Here is a 22,661-nt window from a genome sequence, read left to right on the forward strand (position 1 = left end):
CATCATGCGACTGCGCGCGCTGGCCGCCGCTGCGGCCGCCCTCGGCACGCTGACCGCCTGCGGCGGCGGCTCAGGAGGCGACGAGAAGCAGACCGTCACCATGTGGATCTACCCGAACATCGCCGACCAGGCCAAGCACCAGGCGTTCTGGGACGAGCAGACCAAGGCGTTCGAGGCGGCCAACCCGAACATCGACGTCAAGGTCGAGATCTACCCGTGGGCCAAGCGCGACGAGGCGCTGTCCACGGCGATCGCCGGAAACAAGGCACCCGACGTGGTCTACCTCATCCCCGACCAGCTCCCCAAGTACGCCAGGACGCTGGAGCCGGTGGACGTCTACCTCGCCGACAAGGCCGACTACCGGGACAACGCCCTGAAGTCGGTCACCATCGACGGCAAGGTCATGGGCGCGCCGATCCTCATGTCGGCCAACCCGCTGGTCTGCAACCAGAAGGCCTTCGACGCCGCCGGCGTCACCGAGTTCCCCAAGACCTGGGACGACGTGCTCGCCCTGGCCCCGACGTTCAAGGCCAAGGACGTGGACGTCACCAACTACTGGGCCGACCCCGCCGCCACCCTCAACCAGTCGTTCTACCCGCTGCTGTGGCAGGCGGGCGGCGACGTGTTCAGCCCCGACGGCAAGGCGGCGGCCTTCGGCGGCGCCGAGGGCGTCAAGGCGCTGACCTTCCTGAAGAAGCTGGCCGACGGCGGCTACGTGGAGAAGGACCTGCTGACCGGGCTGCCCAAGTTCGAGCAGACCAGGACGGCACAGAACAAGGTGGCCTGCACCTGGCAGCAGCTGCCCGCGGACGTCGAGTCGTTCTGGGGCAAGGAGAACATCAAGGTCCTGCCGCCGCTGACCGACGCCAAGCAGGTCGCCTACGGCACGGTCGGCTCGCTGGCCCTGCTCAAGGCGTCCGACCACAAGGAGGCGGCGGGCAAGTGGATCGGCTTCGCCACCGGGGCCGCCCCGAGCAAGGCCTACGACCTGGCCTCCGGCTACTTCTCCCCGCGCAAGTCCACCGGCTCGCTGTACGCGGCCGACCCGGTGCAGGCCGAGGTGGAGAAGGCGCTCGACCTGACCACGGCCGGGCCGCTGCACGAGAAGGCGCGTGACGTGATGGGCGTCCTGGCTCCCGAGATCCAGGCCGCGCTGATCGGCAAGAAGACGCCCGAGCAGGCGCTCGCCGACGCGGCCAAGGCCGCGGACGCGCTGCTGGGTGGCTGATGGCGGCGATCGACGTCAGGCGGTGGGAGGCGCGGACCGGACTGCTGTTCGTCCTGCCGTGCCTCCTGCTCTTCCTGCTGTTCCGGTTCGGCCCGTCCGTCGCCGGGGTGCTGCTGGGGTTCTTCGACTCCTCCATCGGCGCCAGCCCGGAGTGGACCGGCGTGGACAACTACCGGCGGATGGCCGCCGACCCCGTCTTCTGGGAGTCGCTGCGCATCACGCTGATCTACACGATCCTGTACGTACCGGCGTCGATGGCCGCCTCGGTGGGAATGGCGCTGCTGGTGCGCCGCGCCTTCCGTGGGGCCGCCTTCTTCCGCTCGGTCTTCTTCCTGCCCGTCGTCACCAGCCTGGTCCTGGCCGGGACGGTCTTCACCTGGCTGTTCTCCTCCGAGGGGCCGATCACCAAGCTCACCGGGCAGTCCTGGCTGGCCTCCACCACGCTGGTCATCCCGGCCCTGGTGATCGTCTCGGTCTGGTCCAGGTTCGGCTACGGCATGCTGATCGTCCTGGCCCGGCTGCAGGACCTGCCGCGGGAGCTGGAGGAGGCCGCGCTCACCGACGGCGCCTCCACCTGGCAGCGGTTCCGCTACATCGTGGCCCCGCAGCTGCGCCCGGCGCTGTTCTTCGTCGCCGTGATCGAGACGACGAACTCCTTCCAGGTGTTCGACCTGGTCTACGTGATGACCGGCGGCGGCCCGGCGCACGGCAGCTTCACACTGGTCATGGCCCTGTACGAGCAGGCGTTCAAGAACTTCGACTTCGGCTACGCCAGCGCCATCGGCGTCGCGCTGTTCGTCATGACCCTCGTGGTCGCGCTGGTCCAGCGCCTGATGATCGGGAGGTCGAAGTGACGACATACCGCCCGTACAAGGCGCTGGAGCCGACCAGGGCCGGGAAGGTGGCCAGGTTCGTCCTGCTGGCCGTCGCCACGCCGGTCACGCTGTTCCCGTTCTACGCGATGGTCGTGCTGTCGCTGAAGCCGGGCACGGCCGTGACGTTCCCGGAGAGCATGCTGCCCTGGCCGGTCGACTTCAGCGGCTACGGCGAGGTGCTGGGCGGGCGCGACCTGGTCACCTGGACGGTCAACACGCTGATCTACTCCGTGGTCAGCGTGGTGGCCGTGCTGCTGCTGGCCTCACTGGCCGGATACGCCTTCGCCAAGAAACGTTTCCCCGGCCGCGAGCCCATGTTCTGGTCGTTCCTGGCCATGGTCATGGTGCCCTACCACGTGACGCTCATCCCGACCTTCATGCTCATCGCCGAGCTGGGCGGGGTCGACACGTACTGGGGGCTGATCCTGCCGACGCTCGCCAACGCGCAGGCGGTCTTCCTGATGCGGCAGTTCATCATGGGCCTGCCGGACGAGCTGTTCGAGGCGGCCCGGCTCGACGGCGCCTCCGAATGGCGGATCTTCATCAGGATCGTCCTGCCGCTGTGCAAGCCGATTCTGGCCACGCTGGGCGTCTTCGTCTTCCTGTGGCACTGGAACGACCTGCTCTGGCCGCTCATCATCGGCGGCGGCGCCGACATGCGCACCCTGACCGTGGGCATCGCCTCCCTGCAGACGGAGAACGTCCCGCTCAGCGTCGTGCTGGCCGGGGCCACGGTCGCGTTCGTACCGATCTTCGCCGCCTACCTGGTCGGCCAGCGTTATTTCACCGAAGGAGTCACGATGTCGGGGATCAAGGGCTGATGTTCACCTCCGTCGAGGATCTGGAAGAACACCTCACCCGCCCGTCCGGGCCGCTCGTCGCCGACCTCGCCGCCGGCTCCGGCGACCTGGTCGTGCTGGGCGCCGGGGGCAAGATGGGGCCCACGTTGTGCCGCCTGGCCCGGCGCGGCCTGGACGCCGCCGGGCGCGGCGCCGACCGTGTCTTCGCCGTCTCCCGGTGGTCCGACCGCGCGGCGGCCGGCGCGCTGGCCGCGCACGGCGTGGACGTCGTCCCCTTCGACCTGCTCGACGGCGACCTGGGCACGCTGCCCGACGCCGCGGACGTGGTCTTCATGGTCGGGGCGAAGTTCGGCACGTCCGCCGCGCCGTACCTGGCCTGGGTCGTCAACGCGGCCCTGCCCGCCCGCGTCGCCGAGCGGTACGGCGGTTCCCGCGTCGCGGCGCTGTCCACGGGCAACGTCTACCCGCTGGTGCCCCTGTCGTCCGGCGGGAGCGTCGAGGGCGACCCGGTCGGGCCGGTGGGCGAGTACGCGATGAGCTGCCTCGGCCGCGAGCGCGTCCTCGAGCACGCGGCCGCCACCCGCGGCACGGCCGTGACGGTCGTCCGCCTCAACTACGCCGTGGACCTGCGGTACGGCGTGCTGGCCGACATCGGGCAGCGGGTGCTGTCCGGCGCTCCGGTGGACGTGACGACCGGGCACGTCAACGTGGTCTGGCAGGGCTACGCCAACGAGGTCGTGCTGCGCTCGCTGGCCCACGCGACGGCGGGCACGCCGTTCACGCTGAACCTGACCGGCCCCGAGACCGCCTCGGTGCGCCGGGTGGCCGCCGCCTTCGGCGCGCGCCTCGGCACGCCGGTGTCCTTCGAGGGCGCGGAGGCCGGGGCGGCGCTGCTGAACGACGCCACGCTCTGCCACCGCCTGTTCGGCTACCCGCACGTGCCGCTGGGCACGCTGATCGACTGGCAGGCCGACTGGCTGGCCGCCGGGCTGCCGACGTCGGGCAAGCCCACCAAGTTCGCCGTACGAGACGGGAGATTCTGATGCCCACGCCGAACCCCGCGCTGTCGCGCCTGCGCGCGGGGACCGTCATCCCCGCCCACCCGCTGGCGCTGACCGCGGACCGGACGCTGGACGAGCGCCGCCAGGCCGGGCTCACCCGGTACTACCTGGCGGCGGGGGCCGGCGGCCTGGCCGTGGGCGTGCACACGACCCAGTTCGAGATCCGCGGGGCCGGGCTGCTGGAGCCGGTCCTCCGGTTGGCCGCCGACGTCGCCCGGGAATCCGCCCGTGAGTCCGCCCGGGAGCGGCCGGTGCTGGTCGCCGGGGCGTGCGGGCCGACCGCGCAGGCGGTGGCCGAGGCCGAGCTGGCCGCCTCGCTCGGGTACGACGCCGTGCTGCTCTCGCCGGTCGTGCCGGGCGCCTCCGAGGACGACCTGCTGGCGCGGGCGCGGGCCGTGGGCGAGGTGCTGCCGGTCGTCGGCTTCTACCTCCAGGCGGCGATCGGCGGGCCGGTGTTGTCTCGCGGCTTCTGGCGGGCCCTGGCCGACCAGCCCTCCACGGTCGCGGTGAAGGTGGCGGCGTTCGACCGCTACCGCTCGCTGGACGTGGCGCACGGCGTGGCCGCCTCCGACCGGGCCGACCAGGTCACGCTCTACACGGGCAACGACGACCACATCGTCGGCGACCTGCTGGCCGAGCTGCCCGGCGGCCTGCGCTTCGCCGGCGGGCTGCTCGGCCAGTGGGCGGTGTGGACGCGGGCGGCGGTGGAGATGGTCGACGGCCTGCGCGACGACCCGGCGCGGTGGTGGGGCCGGGCCACGGCGCTCACCGACGCCAACGCCGCCGTCTTCGACAGCGCCAACGCCTTCGCCGGCTGCATCGCCGGCGTGCACGAGGTGCTGCGCAGGCAGGGCCTGCTGGCGGGCACCTGGTGCCTCGACCCGGACGAGGGCCTGTCCCCCGGCCAGGCCGAGGAGCTGACCCGCGTCAGCGCCGCCTACCCGTGGCTGACCGACGACGACTTCGTGGCGGAGCACCGCGATGCCTGGCTCGGCTGACGCCGCCGTGCGCGTCCTGGTCAGCGTTCCGCCGCCGCTGCGGGCGCAGTTCTTCCCCGACCCCGCCGCCCTGCTGGCCCTGGGGGACGTGCGGCTGCTCGACGACCACCGCGCGCTGCCCGAGGCGCTGCCCGGCACCGAGGTGCTGGTGACCTCGTGGGGGGTGCCGCCGCTGACCGCCGAGCTGCTCGACCGGGCGCCGGGGCTGCGGCTGGTCGCGCACACCGGAGCGACGGTCAAGCCGTTCGTCACCGGCGAGCTGTGGGCGCGGGGCGTCCGGGTGACGCAGGCGGGCGCGGCCATGGCCCGGTCGGTCGCCGAAGTGGCGCTGACGTTCACGCTGGCGCTGCTGCACCAGGTGCACCGCTTCGACCACGCCCTGCGCGGCGGCCGGCCGTGGGAGGCGGCCGAGCGGGCCCCGGCCAGGCGGGAGATCCTCGGCTGCCCGATCGGCGTCATCGGCGCCTCCAGGACCGGCCGGGCCTACCTCGACCTCGTCCGCGCGCTCGGCGCCGAGGTCACCGTCGCCGACCCGTACCACGAGGGCGCCGTGGAGCTGGACGAGCTGCTGTCCACCAGCCGGATCGTGGCCGTGCACGCCCCGGCGCTGCCGGAGACGCGCCACCTGCTCGGGGCGCGGGAGCTGGCGCTGATGCCCGACGGCGCCGGGCTGGTCAACACCGCCAGGTCGTGGCTGGTGGACGAGGCCGCCCTGCTGGCCGAGCTGCGCTCGGGACGGCTGGACGCGGCGATCGACGTCTTCGACGAGGAGCCGCTGCCGGTCGGGCACCCGTTCCGCGCGCTGCCGAACGCGCTGCTCACCCCGCACCAGGCGGCCGGCACCGATTCGGGCCGGGCCCGCCAGGGCGGGCTGGTGGTCGAGGAGATCGCCCGGTACGCCGCCGGCGTCCCGCTGGCGCACGAGGTGACGCCGGAGCTGCTGGGGAGGATGGGGTGACGGCCCTGCGCACCGCCCGTCCCGGCGACCGGGAGGCGCTCCACGCGCTGTGGGCCGCCTGCTTCGACGCCCCGCACGTGGTGCCCCTGTACGAGACCGACCCCGGCCGGTACGGCAGGACGTTCGTGACCGAAGACGTGTCGGCCTGCGTGTACTACCTGCCGCGCCGGCTGCACGACGGCCTGGGCGGCGAGGTGCGGGCGGGCGGCGTGGCCAACGTCGCCGCCCACCCGTCGGTACGCGGGCGCGGGCACGTCCGGCGGCTGCTGGCGCTGGCGGCCGAGGCGATGGCGGCCGACGGCTGCGCCTGGTCGTTGCTGTTCACCGGCACGCCGGGGGTCTACAAGGAGTGGACCGGCTTCGAGCTGCGGACCGTGTCCGGGCCGTTGCGCCGCACCGGCTCGGCCGGGCGGGGGCTGCGCCGGATCCCCGCCGGTGAGGCGGCGGTCCTGCGGGAAGTGTACGAGCGGCACAACGCGCGGCGTCCGCTGACCGCCGTGCGCGACGAGGCGCACTGGCGGGACCGGCTGCCGATCTGGTACGGCGACCCGGTCGAGCTGCTGGCCGGGGACGCCGGGTACGCCGCCGTGCGATGGGACGGCGGCGTCCTCGACGTGCTGGAGGTGGCCGGGGACCTGCCCGGGGTGCTGTCCGCGCTGGCCGCCGAGGCGGCGGCCAAGGGTATCCGTACCGGCAGGGCCAGGCTGACCTGGGACGAGCCGGCCCTGCCGCACCTGTTCGCGAGTGTCGTCCGGGAGCGGGACCGCACGGGGATGGCCCGTGCGATCCTGGGCGACCCGGCCCCCGTGGTGGGCGCGGAGAACGCCGCCCACTGGCCGGCGGACTACTTCTAGCCGGATTCGGCCATGCGGAAGTCGTGCTGACGGCCTGTCCGGTCGTCCTGCGGTGGGTACCGCGGAGCGGGTTGTGCGATGGTGGCCGCGCCGCCCTGATGGCCGGCCACGATCGAGACGATGCGCAGCCGTACCGGATCCTCGACCGCCGGCGGCGAGCAGCAGATCTCGGACCCGTCCTGGTCCCACCACCTGGCGTGAACCGGATTCCGTCCCTGCTCAGCGGGGGAGGGACACGGTGACGCCGGGGACACCATCGTGCTTCCCACCGCACCGACGAAGGGACGCGAGCAGTGGACCACCTGGGCCGGACGACCTGGATCATCGCCGAGGGCTACATACCGCCGGAGAGCACCGGCGAGGGCAGGGCCTTCACCAGCCACGAAACCGCCTGCCTGCTCAACACCGGGCCGACGCCGGCCAACGTCGAGATCACCCTGTTCTTCCCCGACCGGGACCCCGTGGGCCCCTACCGCGTGGTCGTGCCGCCCCGGCGGACGCTGCACCAGCGCTTCAACGACCTGCGGGAGCCCGAGCCCGTCCCGGTGGGCAGCGACTACGCCAGCGTGATCGTGAGCGACGTGCCCATCGTGGTGCAGCACACCCGCCTCGACTCCCGCCAGCCCGCCCTGGCCCTGCTGTCGACCATCGCCTTCCCCGCCGGAACCGCAGCCTCCGTCACCTGAACCGCGCCGCCCCGATGAACGGACTGTCCGCCGCCGTGTCCCTGCTCGCCGTCGTCCTGGCGGCGGCGGGAGTGCTGTACGCCTTGTCGTGGTGGTCGCGTGTGAGCGCCGTCCCCCTGTCCGCCTCGCCCTTCAACTCGGGACGGGAGCCGGCGGAGCACGCGATGAGCCGGTACCACGTCCGCTGGTACCCGGTGACGATGCTGTTCCTCGCCTTCGACATGGAGATGGTGTTCATGTACCCCTGGGTCAGGGTCATCTCCGCCGTCGGCGCGAGCGCGGTGATCGAGATGTTCGCCTTCCTGGCGATCCTGCTGGCCGGCGTCGTGTACGCGTGGCGCGAGGGGGCCCTGCGATGGACCTGACCGCCGCGCTGCTGCGCGCGGCGGCCGTCCGCCCGCACGTGCTCCTGGCGAGCATGCCCGGCGGGACGCCGGCACGGCTGGCCCTGGAACGGGAGCTTCGCCTGCGTGACCTGCCGGTCGCGCTCACGCCCGCGGACGCCGACATCCTGCTCGTCGCCGGACCCGCCTGCTCCGAGCTGGAGGCGGCGCTGGAGCGGTTGTGGCAGGACATGCCCGCGCCGCGCCGGCGGGCACACGCCGAGGACCCGCGGGAGGTCGCCGCGGCCGTCGAGGACGCTCGTGCCCGTCTGGCCCGCCGGGAGAATGCCGGAGCGAGACAGCGCGCCGGCGCGGAAGGCGACGACAGCGACGAGCCGGCGGGGCTGCCGATGGCCGAACGAGGGCCGGACCGTGACGGGCTCACCTTCGACCGGCTGCACGTGTCGCTCGGTCCGTTCCTGCCCGACTGGCCGCACGGGCTGACGGTGCGCGTGACCCTGCAGGGCGACGTCGTCCAGCGGGCCGAGGTCGCGGGTCCGCCCGCGTGCCTCGTGCCGCCCGCAGCCTCCTTCTGGACGCAGCCGTGGGCGCGGGCCGCCGCGGGCGAGCGGGTCCAGGCCGGGGAGGCGGCCCGCCGCCGGGCGGCCGCGCATCTCGACAGCCTCGGACGGTTCCTCGCCGTCGCGGGATGGCCGGCGGCGGCCACGAGCGCCCGCCGGCTGCGTGACGACCTGCTGGACGGAGCGAGCCGCGAGACCGTCTCGCCACGCGCGGCCCGCCTCGCCCGGCGGGTCGGCAACTCGCGCACCCTGTACTGGCTGACCCGTGGCCTGGGCCCGCTGTCCGCGCGCGAAGCCGCGGCGGCGGGCGTCGCCGGGCCGGCGGCGCGGGCGGACGGCGACGTCCCGGCCCGCTATCGGCTCTGGCTGACGGCGGTCCTGGAGGACGTGGACCGGCTGGAGGAGCGCGCCCCGCTCGATCCGGCCCGCCACGAGCCCCCGCGCGGCCCGCTGTCCGCGCCGAGGGGGCCGTCGGCAACGCTGGCCTCGCTGCTGCCGCGCCTCCTGGAGGGCGCCGAACTGGCCGCGGCCCGGCTGATCGTCGCCAGCCTCGATCCTGACCCGGACGAGGCGGCGGCCCGCCCTGTGGGGACGGCTCATGAGTGACGCCGCGCCGTGGTGGAGCGTGCTCGCCGCCCCGGCCCTCCTGAGTGACGCCGCGCCCTGGTGGAGCGTGCTCGCCGCCCCGGCCCTCCTGGTGGCCCTCGCGCTGCTCGCGGTCGCCGGTGACGGCGCGCTGTCCGCGCGTGCGGCGGGGCGGCCCGTCACCCTGTCCGCGGTGGCGCGTCCGCTGCTGGAGGTGCCACGACTGCTGGTGGAGCAGCCGCGCCGGCTGCCCGCGCCCGACGTCCCGCTGTGGCGGATCGGCGTGGTGACGGTGCCGGTCGCGGCCGTGCTGTCGGTCGTGGTCGTGCCCTTGGGGCCGTTCGCGATCTCCGGCCTGTCCGTGGGGCTGGTGTGGTTCAACGCGATGGAGGTGCTGACCTGGGCCGGGCTGTGGCTGGCCGGATGGGGGCCGAACGCCGCGTTCAGCCTGGTCGGCGGTTACCGCTATCTCGCCCAGGGACTGGCGTACGAACTGCCGCTGATGCTCGCGCTGATGACGCCGGCCATCGGGGCGCAGTCGTTGCGGATCGGGGACATCGCCGCCGCGCAGGGCGGGCTGTGGTTCGCGGTGTGGATGCCGGTGGCGTTCGCCGTCCATCTCGGGAGCGTGCTGGCGTTCAGCTTCACGGGCCCGTTCGCCTACCCGGCCGGCGGCGACATCGCCGGGGGCGTGTTCGCTGAGACGTCCGGGCCGGACCGGCTGCTGCTGTCGGCGGGCCGGTGGCTGTGGCTGGCCGCGGGGTCGGCCATGGCGGTGCCGCTGTTCCTCGGGGGCGGCGCCGGGCCCTGGCTGCCCGGATGGGCGTGGTCGCTGGTCAAGACCGTGGCCGTGCTCGCGCTGCTGGTGTGGGCGCGCAGGCGGCTGCCGGTGGTCCGCGCCGACCGGTACATGGAGGTGGCCTGGGTCGTGCTGCTGCCCCTGAGCGTCCTTCAGGCGCTGGTCCCGGCGCTGGTCGTGCTGTGAGAGGGGGATCGCCGATGGAGTCGGCGCTGTTCTGGGTGCCGGCCGTGGCGGCGCTGGCCGGGGGCGCGCTGGTGTTCCGCGTCGCCTCGATGGCGCGGGCGACGTTCGCGCTGCTGGCGGCGCTGATCTGCGTCGGCGGCGAGCTGGTGCTGCTGGGGCTGCCGTACCTGGGGGTCGTGGTCGTGCTGATGATGGTCATGGAGATGGTGATCATGGCCGTGTTCATGGTCGCGTACATGATGAACCCCGGCGGCCTCATGCCCATGTCGATGCTGCACAACAAGCGCGGCGCGCTGGCCATCAGCGCCGGCGTCTTCCTGGCCCTGGCCGCCGGGATCCTGCTCGTGCCGTGGCCGGCCCCGGTCGCCGTCCCGCCTGCGGACACGACGTTCCAGCTCGGCGCGTCGCTGATGGGCGGGCAGATGCTGACGATGATGACGCTGGGGTTCGTGCTGCTGGCGACGATGGTGGGCGCCACGGCGCTGGCGACCCGGCGGGGCCGCTACGACCGGTTCGGCGACGACCTCGACCGGCGGCCGGCCGACGATCCGGCGGGCGGAGGGGTGGGCTGGTGAACCTGCAGCTGTTCCTGCTGCTCGCGGCGGGGTTGTTCGCGATCGGCCTGTTCGGGGCGCTGTCCCAGCAGTCCATCGTCATGATCATGATGGGGGTCGAGCTGATGATCGGCGGAGTCGTCGTCGGCGCCGCCGCGTTCTGGCGGTTCCTGGCGCCGGCGGCCGGCGGGCAGGTGATCGTCGTGACGGCGGTCGTGGCGATGGCCGTCGAGATGGCGATGGGCTTCGCCGTCACCACCGCCATCTACCGCGCCCGGCAGGTCGACATGACCGACATGGCCAAGGACCTCAAGGAGTGAGCGCCCTCGCCTGGGCGCTGGCCGCCGTACCGCTGGCCGCCGGAGCGCTGCTCGGCGTCACCGGCCGCCGCTGGAACCGGCAGGCGCCGGCCCTGGGCGTCGCCGCCGCCGTGGTGACGCTCGTCCTGGCCGTCGCCGCGGCGCTGCTGCGGCCCGCGGCGAGCGCGCCGTTGCTGGCGGGGATCGAGGCCGGGCTGCGGGTGGACGGCCTGTCGGCCGTGACGGCGGTCACCGTCGCCGCCGTCACCGTCGCCGTGCTGGTGTACGCGGCCGGCGAGCTCGGGCGGGAGGCGAACCGGGGGCGCTTCTTCGGGCTCATGCTGCTGTTCGCCGGGTCCATGATGGTCACCGTCACGGCGACCACGCTGCCGCCGCTGCTCATGGCGTGGGAGGCGATGGGCGCCACGAGCTGGGCGCTCATCGGCTACCGGTGGCAGGAGCCGGAGCGGGCACGGGCCGCGGGCGTCGCCTTCCTCACCACGCGGACCGCCGACCTCGGCCTGTACCTCGCGGCCGGCGCCGCCCTGGCCGGCGGCGTCGGCACGCTGCGTCTGGACGCCCTGCCCACGGCCGCGTCCCCGTGGCTGCACGTGGCCGCCGCCGGGGTGGTGGTCGCGGCGCTGGGCAAGTCCGCGCAACTGCCGTTCTCCTTCTGGCTGTCGCGGGCGATGGAGGGCCCGAGCCCGGTCTCCGCTCTGCTGCACTCGGCCGCCATGGTCGCGGCCGGCGCGTACCTGCTGCTGCGGCTCGCGCCGCTACAGGCCGCCACCGGCTGGGCCGGACCGCTGGTGGCGTGGGCCGGCGCGGGCACCGCGCTGCTCCTGGGACTCGTCGCCGTCGCCCAGACAGACCTGAAACAGCTCCTCGCGGCCTCCACCGCGGCGCAGGTCGGCTTCATGGTGCTCGGTGCGGGCTGCGCCGCCGTCGCCGCCGGGACGACGCAGCTCGTCGCACACGCCGCGACCAAGGCCGGGCTGTTCCTGGCCGCCGGGGCCTGGCTGTCCGCACTGGGCACCAAGCGGCTGCCCGCGCTGCGCGGCGCCGCCCGTACCCACCCCGTGGTCGGCGCCGCCTTCACGGTGGGGGCGCTCACCCTGGCGGGGCTGCCACCGCTGTCGCTGTGGGCCGCCAAGGACGAGGTGCTGGCCGCCGCCCGCGCACACGGCTGGGGGCTGTACGCGGTGGGCCTGGCGGCGGCCGTCGTCTCGACCCTCTACAGCGTCAAAGCCCTCTGGTACGTCTGGCGGCCGCTGCCGCCCGACGCCGCCGACGGCTACGACACCGAACGGCCGGGCACCCGCCGCGTCACCCGGCTCATGAGGGCACCGCTGCCGGTGCTGGCGTGCGCCGCCGCCACACTGGGGGTGCTCGCGCTTCCCGGACCGGCCGACCGCCTGCGCACGCTGGTGGGCGATGCCGGAGGGCACTCCCCGCGGCCGTGGGAGGTCGCGCTGTCGGCGGGCGCCGCCCTGACCGCCGCGGCGTTCGCCTGGCGGCGGGGGCCGCGCCCGCTGCCCGCGATCGGCTGGGCGGCCGGGTGGCTGGGGCTGGAACGGGCCGCCCGTGCGCTGGTCGTCCGGCCCGTGACGGCGCTGGCCCGGCTCCTGGCGGGCATCGACGACCGCGTCATCGACGCGGCGGTGCGGCGGCTGGCCCTCGACGGCCTGTCCACCGCCCGGCTGGCGGCCCGGTTCGACGATCGCCGCGTGGACGGAGCGGTCCACGGCGTCGCGCGGGCGGGTCTGGCGGCGGCCCGGTTGTCGGCCCGCACCGACGACGGCGGCATCGACGCCCTGGTCGGCGCGGTCGCCGCCGGGGCGCGCCGGCTCGGCCGGTGGGCGCGCCGCCCGCAGACCGGGCTGCTGCACCAGTACTACGCCCAGGCCGTGATCGGCCTCGCGGTGCTGCTCCTTCTCGTGCTGCTGACGGGGTGACCGGGTGCTGAGCGTCATCGTCTTCCTGCCGCTGGCGGCGTGTGCCGCGCTGCTGCTCGTACGGCTGCGCGACCGTACGTACCTCCGGGTGTGGATCGCCGTCGCGGCCGCCGACCTGCTGCTCGTCGTCGTCGCGTGGCTCGGGTTCCGGACCGGCGGCGGACTGCAGTACGAGCAGCGGCTGCGCTGGATCCCCGGCGCCGGGGTGAGCTACCACGTCGGCGTGGACGGCCTGTCGCTGCCGCTGGTGGCGCTGACGTGTCTGCTCTTCCTCGCCGTGGCCGCCTACTCGCTGCGCGAGGAACGCCGGGTCCGCTCGTACGTGTGCCTGTTCCTGTTCCTGCAGACGGTCTGCCTGGGGCTGTTCGCCGCGCAGGACCTCATCCTGTTCTTCGTCTTCTTCGACCTGTCGATCGTCGGCATGTTCTTCGTCATCGCCGGCTGGGGCCACGGCGAGCGGGGACGGGCGGCGGCGCTGAAGTTCTTCCTCTACACGTTCGTCGGCTCGCTCGCCCTGCTGCTGGGCTTCATCGGGCTGTACCTGGCGGCCACGCCGCACACCTTCGACCTGGTCGAGCTGACGCGGGCCAACCCGCTGGCCGGGCAGGGCACGTACGCGGCCCTGGTGCTGCTCGCGGTCGGCGTCGGCCTGGCCGTCAAGACGCCTACGGTGCCCTTCCACACCTGGCTGCCGCCCGCGCACACCGAGGCCCCGGCCGCCGGGTCGGCCATCCTCGCCGGGATCCTGCTGAAGATGGGCACCTACGGCCTGGTGCGCATCGCGATGCCGCTGCTGCCGGGCAGCTGGCGTGACCACGCCCTGGTCTTCGTCGTCGTCGGCGCCGTCAGCGCCGTCTACGGAGCGCTGGTGGCCCTGGCCCAGACCGACTTCAAACGGATGATCGCCTACACCTCCGTCAACCACATGGGGTACGTCATCCTCGCGGCCGGCGCGGCGGGCGTGCTGGCCGGCACCGACGCGCAGGCCCGCGCCCTCGCCGTCACCGGTGCGGTCACCCAGATGGTGAGCCACGGCCTGATCACGGGCGCCCTCTTCCTGATCGCCGGCGTGCTGTACGACCGGGGCGCCACCTACGAGATGGCCGCCTACTCCGGTCTGGCCGGGCCGTCGCCGAGGCTGGCCGCCGCCACGGGCGTCGCGGCGTTCGCGAGCCTCGGCATTCCCGGCTTCTCCGGCTTCATCGCCGAGTTCCAGATCTTCACCGGCAGCCTGGCCTCCCAGGCGGTCGCCACCGCCGTGGCCCTGACCGGCATCGTCATCACCGCCGCGCTGTTCCTGCGCGCCCTGCGCGGCATGTTCCTGGGGTCCGTACGCCTGCCGCCGTCCGTCGGCGCGCACGGCTTCCGCGACCTGGCCGCCGCCGAGACGTGGTCCATCGTGCCGCTGCTGGCGCTCGCCCTGGTCATCGGCGTCGCGCCGCGCCTGCTGCTGGACGTGGTCGAGCCCGCCGGCCGGGTCCTGGTGGGGCTGGTCTCCCGGTGAAGGAGGACCTGCTCGCCCTCGCCCCCGAACTCGCGCTCCTCGCCGCGGCCGTCGCCGGGCTGCTCATCGGCTCCTGGCTGCCCCGCCGCCGCCAGTGGATCGTCGCGGCACTGGCCGCCGCGGCCTGCGTGACCGGCATCGGCGCGGCCGCCGGCGCTCCCGGGCGGGCGCGTACGGTGTTCTCGGGCACCTTCGCCGTCGACACGGCCACCGCGGCGGGGCGGCTGATCGTTCTCCTCGCCCTGCTGCTGGTCTGCGGCATGTCCGCGACCAGGATGCGCCGGGACAGGCGTGAGGCCGAGTACTACGTGCTGCTGCTCCTGACCGGCGCCGGCACCCTCGCCATGATCGGCGCCGCCGACCTGCTGATGCTCTTCGCCGGCTACCTGCTGGCCAGCGTCCCCGCCTACGCCCTCGCCGGCTTCGCCAAGGACGACGCCGGCACCGAGGCCGCACTGAAGTACTACCTGATGGGAGCGCTGCTGGGCACCGTCATGCTGGCCGGGGTGGCCGCGCTCTACGGCGCGGGCCACGCCACCCTGTACGCCGGCCTGCGTGCGGGGCTGCCCGCCGCCCCGCACGCCCTGGTCGCCGCCGGGCTTGTCGCGGTGCTGGCCGGGGTGCTGTTCAAGGCCGGCGCCGTACCGGCGCACTTCTGGGTGCCCGACGTCGCCGAGGGGGCCACCGCGCCGATCGCCGCCTACGTCACCACCCTGCCCAAGATCGGCGCGCTGATCGCCGCCCACCGGTTCCTGCACCAGGCCCTGCCTTCCGGCGTCGACTGGCCGCTGCTGATCGCCGTGCTCGCCGCCGCCTCCATGACGCTGGGCAATCTGGCGGCGTTCTTTCAGGCCTCCGTCACGCGCCTGCTGGCCTACTCCGCCATCAGCCAGGTCGGCTACCTGCTGATGGCCGTCGCCGTCGCCACCCGCAGCGAGCTGGCCCGGCCGGCCCTGCTGTTCTATCTGGCCGCCTACGCCCTGACCAACCTGGGCGCGTTCGCCGTGGTGGCCGAGCTCCCCCGTGCCCGCGTCATCGACGACTACCGCGGGCTCGCCCGCCGCCGTCCCGGCCTGGCGGCCGTCCTGGTCGTCTGCCTGCTCGGCCTGGTCGGCACCCCGCCCACCGGCGTCTTCCTCGGCAAGCTGGGGGTCTTCAGCGCCGCGATGGACGGTGGCTACGCCTGGCTCGCCGTGCTCGCCGTCGTCAACACCGTGGCCTCCCTCTTCTACTACCTGCGCTGGCTCACCCCGCTCTTCCGGCCCGCCCCCTCACCCGTCGCCGAGCCCCCTCATGCCGGCCGGCGCTCCTGGCCCGCCGTGGTCGCGTACGTCGCCGGCGCACTCTCGCTCGCCCTGGGCGTCGTGGGCGGAGCCGTACTGCCCTTCCTGCAAGAGGTCCCGAAAGGCCAACGGCTGTCGCTGACCTGCCCTGACGCGAAATTTCAGTAGCCGTCGTCCCCATCGTGCCCTTGAGCTTGCCGCGGGATCGTCCCGGTCTCGAACGCTGGAGGATGCTTGATCACGGTTTGGTGTCGCGCGACCGGATGATCTTGACGTGGGAGCACCTATGAGACGTTATTTAGAACACATGTTCCCGTCCCGGCGGGAGGCTCTCGTGTCCCCATCCCTGGTTCGCCGATTAGCCGCTTACTGCGGAACCGCCGGCCTGATCGCCGGCCTGCTCACCGTCACGACCCCCGCCGCCTCGGCGGCCGGCACCACCACCGACCTCGGGGTCACCGACTCCTACACCGCCGACCTGGCCGTCGGCGGCGGCCGGGTGTTCGTCCCCGTCGGCGACCGCATCATCGTGGCCGGCACTGACGGAAACCTCACCGGCGGCGTCGTCACCGGCCTGCCCGGCGTCCAAGAGCTGGCCGTGAACGCGGACGGCACCCGCCTGTACGCGGCTCTCACCGGCTCGAACGAGGTCGCCGAGATCGACACCGCGAGCCTCGCCGTCACCCGCCGGATCGACCTGTCGGCCCACCCGTGCCCGTCCACCCTGGCGTTGCTGGGCGAGCGGTTGTGGGTGGGGCACGGATGCGACAACGGCCCCGGCGGCGTCGTCGGCCTGGATCTCAGCGTGAGCGCCCCGGCGCCCGTGGCGGTTGGGGGCGAGCACCTGCGGCCTCCCGTGCTCGCGGCCGCCGGCGACACGCTCGTGGTCGGCCAGACCGCCCTGCACCACGCCGACATGCTGGTCTACGACCTCGGCGACGGCGCCCCCACGCTGCGCGGCACGATCGATGGCGCGAAGTGGCGCATCGACTCCCTGCGCGACCTCACCCTGAGCTCCGACGGCGGCACCCTGTTCAGCGCGGCAGACACTCCCGGTCACTTCACCAGGTACGACACCGGGACCCTGGCGGCGACCGGCACCTATGGCGACGGCTGGGACGGGTACCCGTCCGCCGTGGCGCTCGGGTCGGACGGCGCGTACGTCGCGGCCGGACGCCAGTGGGGCGGCACCGACCTCACCCTCTACGACGCCGCGACGGGCGCGGAGCTTTTCGCGGCCGACCAGCCGGACGCCGAACTGCTCCCGGACGGCGTCGCGTTCTCCGGCACGGACGTCTTCGCGCTGCTGCGCAGTTCCACGGACCGGCTGCTGCTGTGGCGGGTGACGGGCGTCGCGCTACCGGCCACCAAGCTCACGATGACGGGCCCCGCGGACGCGTACGCAGGCTCGCCGATCACCGTCGAGGGGCGGCTCACCCGCGCCGACGGCGAGGCGCTCGGGCTCAAGCCACTCACGGTGATCCAGTACCTGCCTGGCTGGACGAAAGTGCCGATCATCGGCGTGACGACGCGGCAGGACGGCACGTTCACCTTCCAGGACACGCCCGTCTTCGAACTGCCGCCGTACATCGGCGAGGTGATCTACTGGGTGTTCTGGGACGGCGACGACAGCCACCGCCGCAGCAGCGCCTCCGTCACCGTGACGGTCAAGCGCGAAGCCGCGCTCACCCTGACAGGGCCGCAGTCCGGCGTCGCCGGCACGGCCGTGGCACTGAGCGGCGTCCTGACCTCGGGCGGCAGGCCGCCCTCTCCGGGCTCCACGCTCACCGTGCAGCGCACCCTGTACATCAAGGGCACCAGCGGTAGGACAGTGAAGCTCCCGCCGGTGAGGGTGAACGCCGACGGCACGTACACGTTCACCGACACGCCCGTCATCGCCGGCAGGTACAGCTACCTCGCGAGCTATGCGGGGGACGGCGGGACCGGACCGGCCCAGGCCACCCATCAGATCATCGTCCAGTGACCCGATGACCGGTGCCCGGCCGCAGGGCCGGGCACCTCGGCAGGGATCCGGTGGAGACGCCGGCCACGTCACCCCGGACGGCCGGGTGTCACGCACCGGCGTGCCCACCCGGATCGTCACGATCGAGCCGCCGCGCCCGTTGTGAGTCAGGTGGCGGGGTGGAAGGGCAGGCCGATGTTCTCGCCCTGCATGAGCCGGTCGATCGACTCCTGCATCACCTTGCTGTCGTTGAGGTGCGGGAACGGCTCACCCTCCGGGACATCCACGCCCAGGAACGCGCACAGCGGCTCCCAGCCCTCGCGCACGTCGAACACCAGCAGCCGCTCGGGCGGCACGCTCGCCTTCACCGTGGCGACGTGCCGCTCGAACGCCAGCAGGCTGTCCTTCTCGTCGAGCGGCACGCCGAAGGGCTTGTCGCTGCCGAGCCCTTCCCTGATCATGCGCTCGAGCAGCGGGCGGGTGGTGTTCATGTTCTCCACCAGCCCGGTCATCTCGGGCGCCAGGTTCTCGCTCTGCAGGCGGGCCGGGCCGTTGGCGATGAGCGTCTGCATGCTCGCGATCCAGGTGTGCGGGTCGCGTACGGTGAGAACCACCTTGGCCTGCGGGTATGCCTGCGCCAGCTCGCGCCAGAAGAACGCGGCCGGCCAGTCGACCGAGGAGCGGAAGCCCTCTAAGACGTGTTCCCAGTCGGGCACCACGGCCGGGTCGGCCAGGGGCGCCCAGCGCCGGGCGCGGTCGGGGTCGGACCCCACGTCGAACATGTGATGGCAGGGCCCGAACCCCAGCCTCTCCAGCGCCGCCTTCATCGAGCTCGTGCCGGTGCGCGGGAAGCCCGCGCCGATCACAGTCAGCATGGTCGTTCCTCCATGGGGGATGTCGGTCGCACACGATCATGGTGGTGTGATCCTGGTCACGGCAATGCCTTGAGGAGAAGTCAGCTCGCGGGCAGCTCCACGGTGAGCGTCAGGCCGCCCTCCTCGGCCTCGCTGTAGTCCCGGGGAAATTTCCATCGGACTTGCCTGACCTGCAGCGATGGGCAGGGCCGCCACCAAGGGCTTGTCAGTGGCCTGTGCGACCGTGTGCCGCATGGGTGAGCTGGTCGAGCGGGTGGATGAACAGGACCGCGTGCTGGAAGTCGTGGAGCGCGCGGAGGCGGTGCGCCGGCGGTGGATGCATCGGATCGCGACGACGATCTGCCGCGATCCGACGGGGCGGATCCTCGTGCTGCGCCGAGCCGAGGGGCATGTCCGCTTTCCCGGCCACTATGACGTGATGGTCGGCGGTGCCGTGGGCGTAGGCGAATCCTATGAGGACGCGGCGGCCCGCGAACTGGTCGAGGAGCTGGGCACCGGCGTCCCGGTCCGCTTCCTGTTCAAGTTCCTGTGCCGGGACGGGATCGGCCCTGTCTGGTTCGGGGTGCACGAGGCTCTGATCACCGAGCCGTTGACTCCGGACCCGTCCGAGATCGCCTGGCATGCCTGGCTCACCGAGCTCGACCTGCGGGAGGTGGTCGAGCGAGGGCCCTTCGTCCCAGGCGGGCGAGAAGCCCTGCGCCGCTGCCTCGGCCGCCCACCTCGGTGACGAACAGCCCCTCCCCAGCTGATGCTTTCTTGCCCCGTAGATGATCCGTCACAGGGTGCCGGGGAAGCCCGGGAGCACGAGGTGGAAGAAGCCTTGGGCAGTGTAGGTGGCGAGTTTTCTGGCCTGGCCGGTCTCGACGTTCACCGCGTAGGCCGTGAAGGGAACGTACGGCGGGTCGAGGCTCGGTGCGGGCGCGTCATCGTCGCGCTCATGGCAGACCAGGGGCTTGGCCAGGGCCGGCTCGCAGCATGACGATCCGGACAACCGTGGAATCCTCGGTGGAATACGGCCGATCCGGCGGCTCGGCTCTCGGCAGCTCGGTCACCCTGGCCAGGCGCCGGCGCCAGGAGATGTACTGGTTGACCAGGGCCTTGCGGGCGTACGCCTGCGGATTGGCGACGTCCGCCAGCTTGGGCCAGCGGCGCAGCACCTTCAGCAGCACACTCTGCAGCAGGTCCTCGGCCAGGTGGGCGTCCCCCGTGAGCAGGTAGGCCGTCCGCATCAGCGACTGCTGATGAGCGGCCATGAACTCGCGGAAGCTGTCATTGGGGTCCAAGATGACTCCTCTCGCCCGTACCGACGCCCGTGATCGGCAGATGGTTGGGTCACTCCCCTTCTTGGATTGACATTGCTAGCTATTTCAGTCATGTTTGAAATAACTAGCAACCAAGCGTGGAGCAACCCATGGAACACGTGACCTTCAACAGCCTCGGCACCCGCTGCGCGGGCGACCTCTACCTGCCCGAGACGAGCGACCCCGTCCCCGGGCTCGTGCTCGGCCACAGCGGGGTGATGGTCAAGGAGGCGCTGGCGTTCTTCGCGCCGTACTTCGTGAAGGCCGGCTTCGCCGTGCTGGCCATCGACTACCGGACGGTCGGCTCCAGCGAGGGCGAGCCGCGCGGCCTGGACTACCCGGAGCGCCAGGTCGAGGACTTCCGCAGCGCCGTGTCCTACCTGCAGACCCGTCCCGAAGTGCAGCCGGATCGGATCGGGGTGTGGGGGGTGAGCATCGGCGGCTCGGTCGCCACCCAGGCCGCCGTGCTCGATCGGCGCATCAAGTGCGTCGTCGTGCAGAGCCCCAGCGTGTGGAACGGATGGCGGTACATGGAACGCCTCCTCGGCCGTGCCGGCGTCCAAGCGCTGCGCGACCAGCTGCAGCAGGACTGGCAGCGGCGCTACGAAGGCGGGCAGAGCGCGCGCGTGCCGCACCTGACGCTGGAGGGCGACAGCGTGAAGGACACCCCGGACATGTCGACGCGCCTGTTCCCCACCTACCGCAACGAGAAGGCCCTCGACTCGGCCGAGCACCTGCTCACCTTCGCGCCGGAGAACCTCATCCACCGGCTCGCGCCGACGCCGCTGCTGATGATCGCGAACGGCGGCTGGGACCCGTACCACATGCTGGAGGAGGCGCAGAGCGCCTTCGCCAGGGCGGGCGAGCCCAAGCGGCTCGCGGTCCTGCCGTACGACGTGCTCGGCCTCTACACCGGCCCCGGCCTGGAGGAGGCGATGGCGCTCGCGATCGACTGGTTCGACCTCTACCTGCGCAGGACCCGGCTCGCGGACATCACCCCGACACCCACGTACGAGTCGGTGGCCGCCATGACACAGTGAACCGGCACACGATCAACAACGGAGGACGCGACGATGAGCACTGAGGAAACGCAGGACCGGCAGCTCCGCTGGGTGGAGCGGGTGGCCGCCTTCTGCGTCGAGGAGTGGGGGCTGCCGCCCATCACCGGACGCATCCTCGGCTGGCTCATGATCTGCGACCCGGCCGAGCAGTCCGCCGGCCAGATCGCGGACGTCATCCAGGCCAGCCGGGCCTCGCTCACCTCGAACATGCGCTTCCTCACCGCCATCGGCCTGGTCAAGAAGGTGAGAAGGCCCGGCGATCGCGTCTCCTACTACCGCATCGAGGACGACGCCTGGCAGAAGGTCATCCAGCGCAAGCTCGACAGCCTGAGCGCGTTCGGCGAGATCGCCGACGAAGGGCTCGACATCGTGGGCGGCGACGGGCACCGCACCGAGCGCATCAAGGCCGCCCACGACTCCCTGACGTGGCTGCAGAACCTCGCGGCCCGTCATCCGCTACGCCGTTAAGGAATCCCCATGCAACGCTGGCAACCCAAGCTCGGGCTGATCCAGGAAACACTGCTGCTCACCCTCCACGCCCGAGCCCTGGACGCCGGGCAGCCCAGCCCGATCCTCGGCGACACGCTCTCCGCCGACCTGGCCGGCACCATCGACTACGACTTCGGCAAGCTGAAGGTCAAGCCCAACCTCGTCCTCACCACGGCGCTGCGCGCCAAGAAGCTCGACGAGGTCGTACGCGCCTACACCGCCGCTCACCCCGGATGCGTGGTGCTCGACCTGGGCTGCGGCCTGGACACCAGGATGTTCCGCTGTGCTCCCCCGCCCGGCGTCGACTGGTACGACATCGACTTCCCCGAAGTGGTGCACCTGCGGGCCGCATGTCTGCCCGGCCGTTCCCACCTGGTCGGAGCCGACCTCACCAGCTCCGACTGGCTCACCGCCATCCCCGGCGACCGGCCGGCGATGATCGTCGCCGAGGGGCTGCTGCCCTTCATGCCCGGCGACACCTTCCAGGCGATGACCCGCGCGCTGACCGCCCATTTCCCTTCGGGCGAGCTCGCGCTCAACGGCTACACCCGCTTCGCGGCCTGGGCCATGAAGTACCACCCGACCATCAAGGCACTCGGCATCAAAGCCGCCCAGGGCTTCGACGACCCGCACGAACCGGAGTCCTGGGGCGCCGGCCTCAAGCTGGTCGAGGAGCAGATCCTCACCCGCGCACCGGAGGTGGCCCGGTTCCCGCAACCCCTGCGCGCGCTGACCCGTCTCACCGCCCGCAGCACGGCCTTGTCCCGGCAAGGGGCCCGAATCCTCCGCTACCGATTCTGAGCCGTGCCGCCGAGGGTGCGCTTCTGCGGGTGGAGCGTCTCGCCGCGGGCGAGCATGTCGACGAACTGGGCGATACGGCGGGCCCGGGTCTCGGCGCGTTTGGCGTTCGTGATCCGGTAGAGGACCGCGTAGCGGTTCTGGGAGGTGAGGATGTCGAACATCGCCTGCGCCTGGGGGTTCGCGGCCAACGCGGCGGCCAGGTCGGCCGGCACCTCGATGCCGGCCTGTCCCGCGTAGGCCGCGTCCCAGCGGCCGTCGGCCTTGGCGCGTTCGACCTCGGTCATTCCGGCCGGATGCATCCGGCCCTCGCTGATCAGCCGGGTGACGAGGGAGACGTTCCGCGCCGACCAGGCGCTCTGCCTTCCGCGAGGGGTGAAGCGCCGGCAGAAGGTGAGCTCGTCCCGCCGTCGTAGCTGACCGTCGATCCAGCCGTGGCACAGGGCCTCGTCGAGCGCCTGGTCATAGGTCAGGCTGGTGGGCCGGGTCGTGTTCTGCTTGGCGAGGACCAGCCACACCCCTGCCGAGCTGGCGTGGTGCGTGCTGAGCCACTCCCGCCAGGCTCGGGCGTCGGTAACGGTCAGTTCCGGTAGTTCGTCGCTCATCGTCATGCGCCCCTGGTGATCATCTCGTCTTGCCGCCGGT

Annotated in this window: 24 protein-coding genes; 21 read left to right on the forward strand and 3 right to left on the reverse strand. The window is 72.7% G+C overall.

The features are described 5' to 3' along the window. Positions 1–4 precede the first annotated feature (4 nt). The 17 genes from ACBR40_RS08430 to ACBR40_RS08510 all read left to right on the forward strand — a co-directional run bounded on the left by ACBR40_RS08430 (position 5) and on the right by ACBR40_RS08510 (position 17,513). The gene (locus tag ACBR40_RS08430; RefSeq protein ID WP_371248190.1) at positions 5–1,228 is read left to right on the forward strand and encodes a sugar ABC transporter substrate-binding protein; all 1,224 of its coding nucleotides are present in this window, start codon (positions 5–7) and stop codon (positions 1,226–1,228) included. Beyond that, positions 1,228–2,082, forward strand: a complete 855-nt coding sequence (locus ACBR40_RS08435; protein WP_344207378.1) for a sugar ABC transporter permease — start codon at positions 1,228–1,230, stop codon at positions 2,080–2,082. Before ACBR40_RS08430 ends, ACBR40_RS08435 begins: the two co-directional genes overlap by 1 nt. Beyond that, positions 2,079–2,924, forward strand: coding sequence for a carbohydrate ABC transporter permease (locus ACBR40_RS08440; RefSeq protein WP_371248191.1), 846 nt, complete (start codon positions 2,079–2,081; stop codon positions 2,922–2,924). The genes ACBR40_RS08435 and ACBR40_RS08440 overlap by 4 nt, the downstream gene beginning before the upstream one ends. Next, a complete protein-coding gene (locus tag ACBR40_RS08445) occupies positions 2,924–3,946 on the forward strand; it encodes an NAD-dependent epimerase/dehydratase family protein (RefSeq protein WP_371248192.1) in 1,023 nt (340 codons plus the stop codon). Before ACBR40_RS08440 ends, ACBR40_RS08445 begins: the two co-directional genes overlap by 1 nt. Beyond that, a complete protein-coding gene (locus ACBR40_RS08450) occupies positions 3,946–4,962 on the forward strand; it encodes a dihydrodipicolinate synthase family protein (RefSeq protein WP_371248193.1) in 1,017 nt (338 codons plus the stop codon). Before ACBR40_RS08445 ends, ACBR40_RS08450 begins: the two co-directional genes overlap by 1 nt. Beyond that, complete coding sequence (locus ACBR40_RS08455) at positions 4,946–5,920, forward strand: hydroxyacid dehydrogenase (protein ID WP_371248194.1); 975 nt, start codon at positions 4,946–4,948, stop codon at positions 5,918–5,920. Before ACBR40_RS08450 ends, ACBR40_RS08455 begins: the two co-directional genes overlap by 17 nt. Further along, positions 5,917–6,774 (forward strand): GNAT family N-acetyltransferase, encoded by an 858-nt coding sequence (locus ACBR40_RS08460; protein ID WP_371248195.1) that lies wholly within the window; start codon positions 5,917–5,919, stop codon positions 6,772–6,774. Before ACBR40_RS08455 ends, ACBR40_RS08460 begins: the two co-directional genes overlap by 4 nt. Before the next feature lie 293 nt (positions 6,775–7,067). Beyond that, positions 7,068–7,460 (forward strand): sensory rhodopsin transducer, encoded by a 393-nt coding sequence (locus tag ACBR40_RS08465; protein WP_344207372.1) that lies wholly within the window; start codon positions 7,068–7,070, stop codon positions 7,458–7,460. A gap of 14 nt (positions 7,461–7,474) precedes the next feature. After that, positions 7,475–7,825, forward strand: a complete 351-nt coding sequence (locus ACBR40_RS08470; protein WP_344207371.1) for an NADH-quinone oxidoreductase subunit A — start codon at positions 7,475–7,477, stop codon at positions 7,823–7,825. Further along, positions 7,816–8,970, forward strand: coding sequence for a hypothetical protein (locus ACBR40_RS08475; protein WP_371248196.1), 1,155 nt, complete (start codon positions 7,816–7,818; stop codon positions 8,968–8,970). The genes ACBR40_RS08470 and ACBR40_RS08475 overlap by 10 nt, the downstream gene beginning before the upstream one ends. Continuing rightward, positions 8,963–9,934, forward strand: coding sequence for a complex I subunit 1 family protein (locus tag ACBR40_RS08480; RefSeq protein ID WP_371248197.1), 972 nt, complete (start codon positions 8,963–8,965; stop codon positions 9,932–9,934). Before ACBR40_RS08475 ends, ACBR40_RS08480 begins: the two co-directional genes overlap by 8 nt. Positions 9,935–9,948: 14 nt before the next feature. Further along, the gene (locus ACBR40_RS08485; RefSeq protein ID WP_371248198.1) at positions 9,949–10,509 is read left to right on the forward strand and encodes an NADH-quinone oxidoreductase subunit J; all 561 of its coding nucleotides are present in this window, start codon (positions 9,949–9,951) and stop codon (positions 10,507–10,509) included. Beyond that, positions 10,506–10,808, forward strand: coding sequence for an NADH-quinone oxidoreductase subunit K (locus ACBR40_RS08490; RefSeq protein WP_344207366.1), 303 nt, complete (start codon positions 10,506–10,508; stop codon positions 10,806–10,808). The genes ACBR40_RS08485 and ACBR40_RS08490 overlap by 4 nt, the downstream gene beginning before the upstream one ends. After that, positions 10,805–12,742 carry an NADH-quinone oxidoreductase subunit L gene (locus tag ACBR40_RS08495; protein ID WP_371248199.1) on the forward strand — a complete coding sequence of 646 codons (1,938 nt, stop codon included), beginning with the start codon at positions 10,805–10,807 and terminating at the stop codon, positions 12,740–12,742. Before ACBR40_RS08490 ends, ACBR40_RS08495 begins: the two co-directional genes overlap by 4 nt. Before the next feature lie 4 nt (positions 12,743–12,746). Next, positions 12,747–14,246 carry an NADH-quinone oxidoreductase subunit M gene (locus ACBR40_RS08500; RefSeq protein WP_344207363.1) on the forward strand — a complete coding sequence of 500 codons (1,500 nt, stop codon included), beginning with the start codon at positions 12,747–12,749 and terminating at the stop codon, positions 14,244–14,246. After that, positions 14,243–15,697 (forward strand): NADH-quinone oxidoreductase subunit N, encoded by a 1,455-nt coding sequence (locus ACBR40_RS08505; protein ID WP_371248200.1) that lies wholly within the window; start codon positions 14,243–14,245, stop codon positions 15,695–15,697. The genes ACBR40_RS08500 and ACBR40_RS08505 overlap by 4 nt, the downstream gene beginning before the upstream one ends. Before the next feature lie 166 nt (positions 15,698–15,863). Continuing rightward, a complete protein-coding gene (locus ACBR40_RS08510) occupies positions 15,864–17,513 on the forward strand; it encodes a YncE family protein (protein ID WP_371248201.1) in 1,650 nt (549 codons plus the stop codon). 146 nt (positions 17,514–17,659) lie between these two features. Here the strand turns inward: ACBR40_RS08510 and ACBR40_RS08515 are convergent, their stop codons facing one another. After that, positions 17,660–18,367 (reverse strand): sulfotransferase family protein, encoded by a 708-nt coding sequence (locus ACBR40_RS08515; protein WP_371248202.1) that lies wholly within the window; start codon positions 18,365–18,367, stop codon positions 17,660–17,662. A gap of 232 nt (positions 18,368–18,599) precedes the next feature. On the opposite strand from ACBR40_RS08515, the gene ACBR40_RS08520 reads away from it, so the two are divergent. Further along, positions 18,600–19,094, forward strand: coding sequence for an NUDIX hydrolase (locus ACBR40_RS08520; protein WP_371248203.1), 495 nt, complete (start codon positions 18,600–18,602; stop codon positions 19,092–19,094). A gap of 208 nt (positions 19,095–19,302) precedes the next feature. On the opposite strand, the gene ACBR40_RS08525 is transcribed toward ACBR40_RS08520, so the two are convergent. Then, positions 19,303–19,650, reverse strand: coding sequence for a sigma factor (locus ACBR40_RS08525; protein WP_371248204.1), 348 nt, complete (start codon positions 19,648–19,650; stop codon positions 19,303–19,305). A 128-nt stretch (positions 19,651–19,778) separates the two neighbouring features. Between ACBR40_RS08525 and ACBR40_RS08530 the strand changes: the two genes are divergently transcribed. Genes ACBR40_RS08530 through ACBR40_RS08540 form a run of 3 tightly spaced genes read left to right on the forward strand, consistent with a single transcriptional unit; the run spans position 19,779 to position 22,019 of the window. Continuing rightward, entirely contained in the window at positions 19,779–20,708 is a 930-nt protein-coding gene (locus tag ACBR40_RS08530) for an alpha/beta fold hydrolase (protein WP_344207356.1), read from the forward strand. A gap of 33 nt (positions 20,709–20,741) precedes the next feature. Continuing rightward, on the forward strand, positions 20,742–21,197 hold the full coding sequence (locus ACBR40_RS08535) for a transcriptional regulator (RefSeq protein ID WP_344207355.1): 456 nt from the start codon (positions 20,742–20,744) through the stop codon (positions 21,195–21,197). A gap of 9 nt (positions 21,198–21,206) precedes the next feature. Beyond that, a complete protein-coding gene (locus ACBR40_RS08540) occupies positions 21,207–22,019 on the forward strand; it encodes a class I SAM-dependent methyltransferase (RefSeq protein ID WP_371248205.1) in 813 nt (270 codons plus the stop codon). Here the strand turns inward: ACBR40_RS08540 and ACBR40_RS08545 are convergent. After that, on the reverse strand, positions 22,007–22,621 hold the full coding sequence (locus ACBR40_RS08545) for a YdeI family protein (RefSeq protein ID WP_371248206.1): 615 nt from the start codon (positions 22,619–22,621) through the stop codon (positions 22,007–22,009). The genes ACBR40_RS08540 and ACBR40_RS08545 overlap by 13 nt on opposite strands. Positions 22,622–22,661 lie beyond the last annotated feature (40 nt).

This window comes from Nonomuraea sp. AD125B (genome assembly GCF_041402765.1).
In the GTDB taxonomy this organism is placed as follows: Bacteria; Actinomycetota; Actinomycetes; order Streptosporangiales; family Streptosporangiaceae; genus Nonomuraea; species Nonomuraea bangladeshensis.

What these genes read in the sequence shown, in the direction of transcription:
- ACBR40_RS08430 (WP_371248190.1), top strand. Translation starts at nt 5, where the DNA reads ATGCGACTGCGCGCGCTGGCCGCCGCTGCGGCCGCCCTCGGCACGCTG.
- ACBR40_RS08435 (WP_344207378.1), top strand. Translation starts at nt 1,228, where the DNA reads ATGGCGGCGATCGACGTCAGGCGGTGGGAGGCGCGGACCGGACTGCTG.
- ACBR40_RS08445 (WP_371248192.1), top strand. Translation starts at nt 2,924, where the DNA reads ATGTTCACCTCCGTCGAGGATCTGGAAGAACACCTCACCCGCCCGTCC.
- ACBR40_RS08450 (WP_371248193.1), top strand. Translation starts at nt 3,946, where the DNA reads ATGCCCACGCCGAACCCCGCGCTGTCGCGCCTGCGCGCGGGGACCGTC.
- ACBR40_RS08455 (WP_371248194.1), top strand. Translation starts at nt 4,946, where the DNA reads ATGCCTGGCTCGGCTGACGCCGCCGTGCGCGTCCTGGTCAGCGTTCCG.
- ACBR40_RS08470 (WP_344207371.1), top strand. Translation starts at nt 7,475, where the DNA reads ATGAACGGACTGTCCGCCGCCGTGTCCCTGCTCGCCGTCGTCCTGGCG.
- ACBR40_RS08475 (WP_371248196.1), top strand. Translation starts at nt 7,816, where the DNA reads ATGGACCTGACCGCCGCGCTGCTGCGCGCGGCGGCCGTCCGCCCGCAC.
- ACBR40_RS08480 (WP_371248197.1), top strand. Translation starts at nt 8,963, where the DNA reads ATGAGTGACGCCGCGCCGTGGTGGAGCGTGCTCGCCGCCCCGGCCCTC.
- ACBR40_RS08485 (WP_371248198.1), top strand. Translation starts at nt 9,949, where the DNA reads ATGGAGTCGGCGCTGTTCTGGGTGCCGGCCGTGGCGGCGCTGGCCGGG.
- ACBR40_RS08515 (WP_371248202.1), bottom strand. Translation starts at nt 18,367, where the DNA reads ATGCTGACTGTGATCGGCGCGGGCTTCCCGCGCACCGGCACGAGCTCG.
- ACBR40_RS08520 (WP_371248203.1), top strand. Translation starts at nt 18,600, where the DNA reads ATGGGTGAGCTGGTCGAGCGGGTGGATGAACAGGACCGCGTGCTGGAA.
- ACBR40_RS08530 (WP_344207356.1), top strand. Translation starts at nt 19,779, where the DNA reads ATGGAACACGTGACCTTCAACAGCCTCGGCACCCGCTGCGCGGGCGAC.
- ACBR40_RS08535 (WP_344207355.1), top strand. Translation starts at nt 20,742, where the DNA reads ATGAGCACTGAGGAAACGCAGGACCGGCAGCTCCGCTGGGTGGAGCGG.
- ACBR40_RS08540 (WP_371248205.1), top strand. Translation starts at nt 21,207, where the DNA reads ATGCAACGCTGGCAACCCAAGCTCGGGCTGATCCAGGAAACACTGCTG.
- ACBR40_RS08545 (WP_371248206.1), bottom strand. Translation starts at nt 22,621, where the DNA reads ATGAGCGACGAACTACCGGAACTGACCGTTACCGACGCCCGAGCCTGG.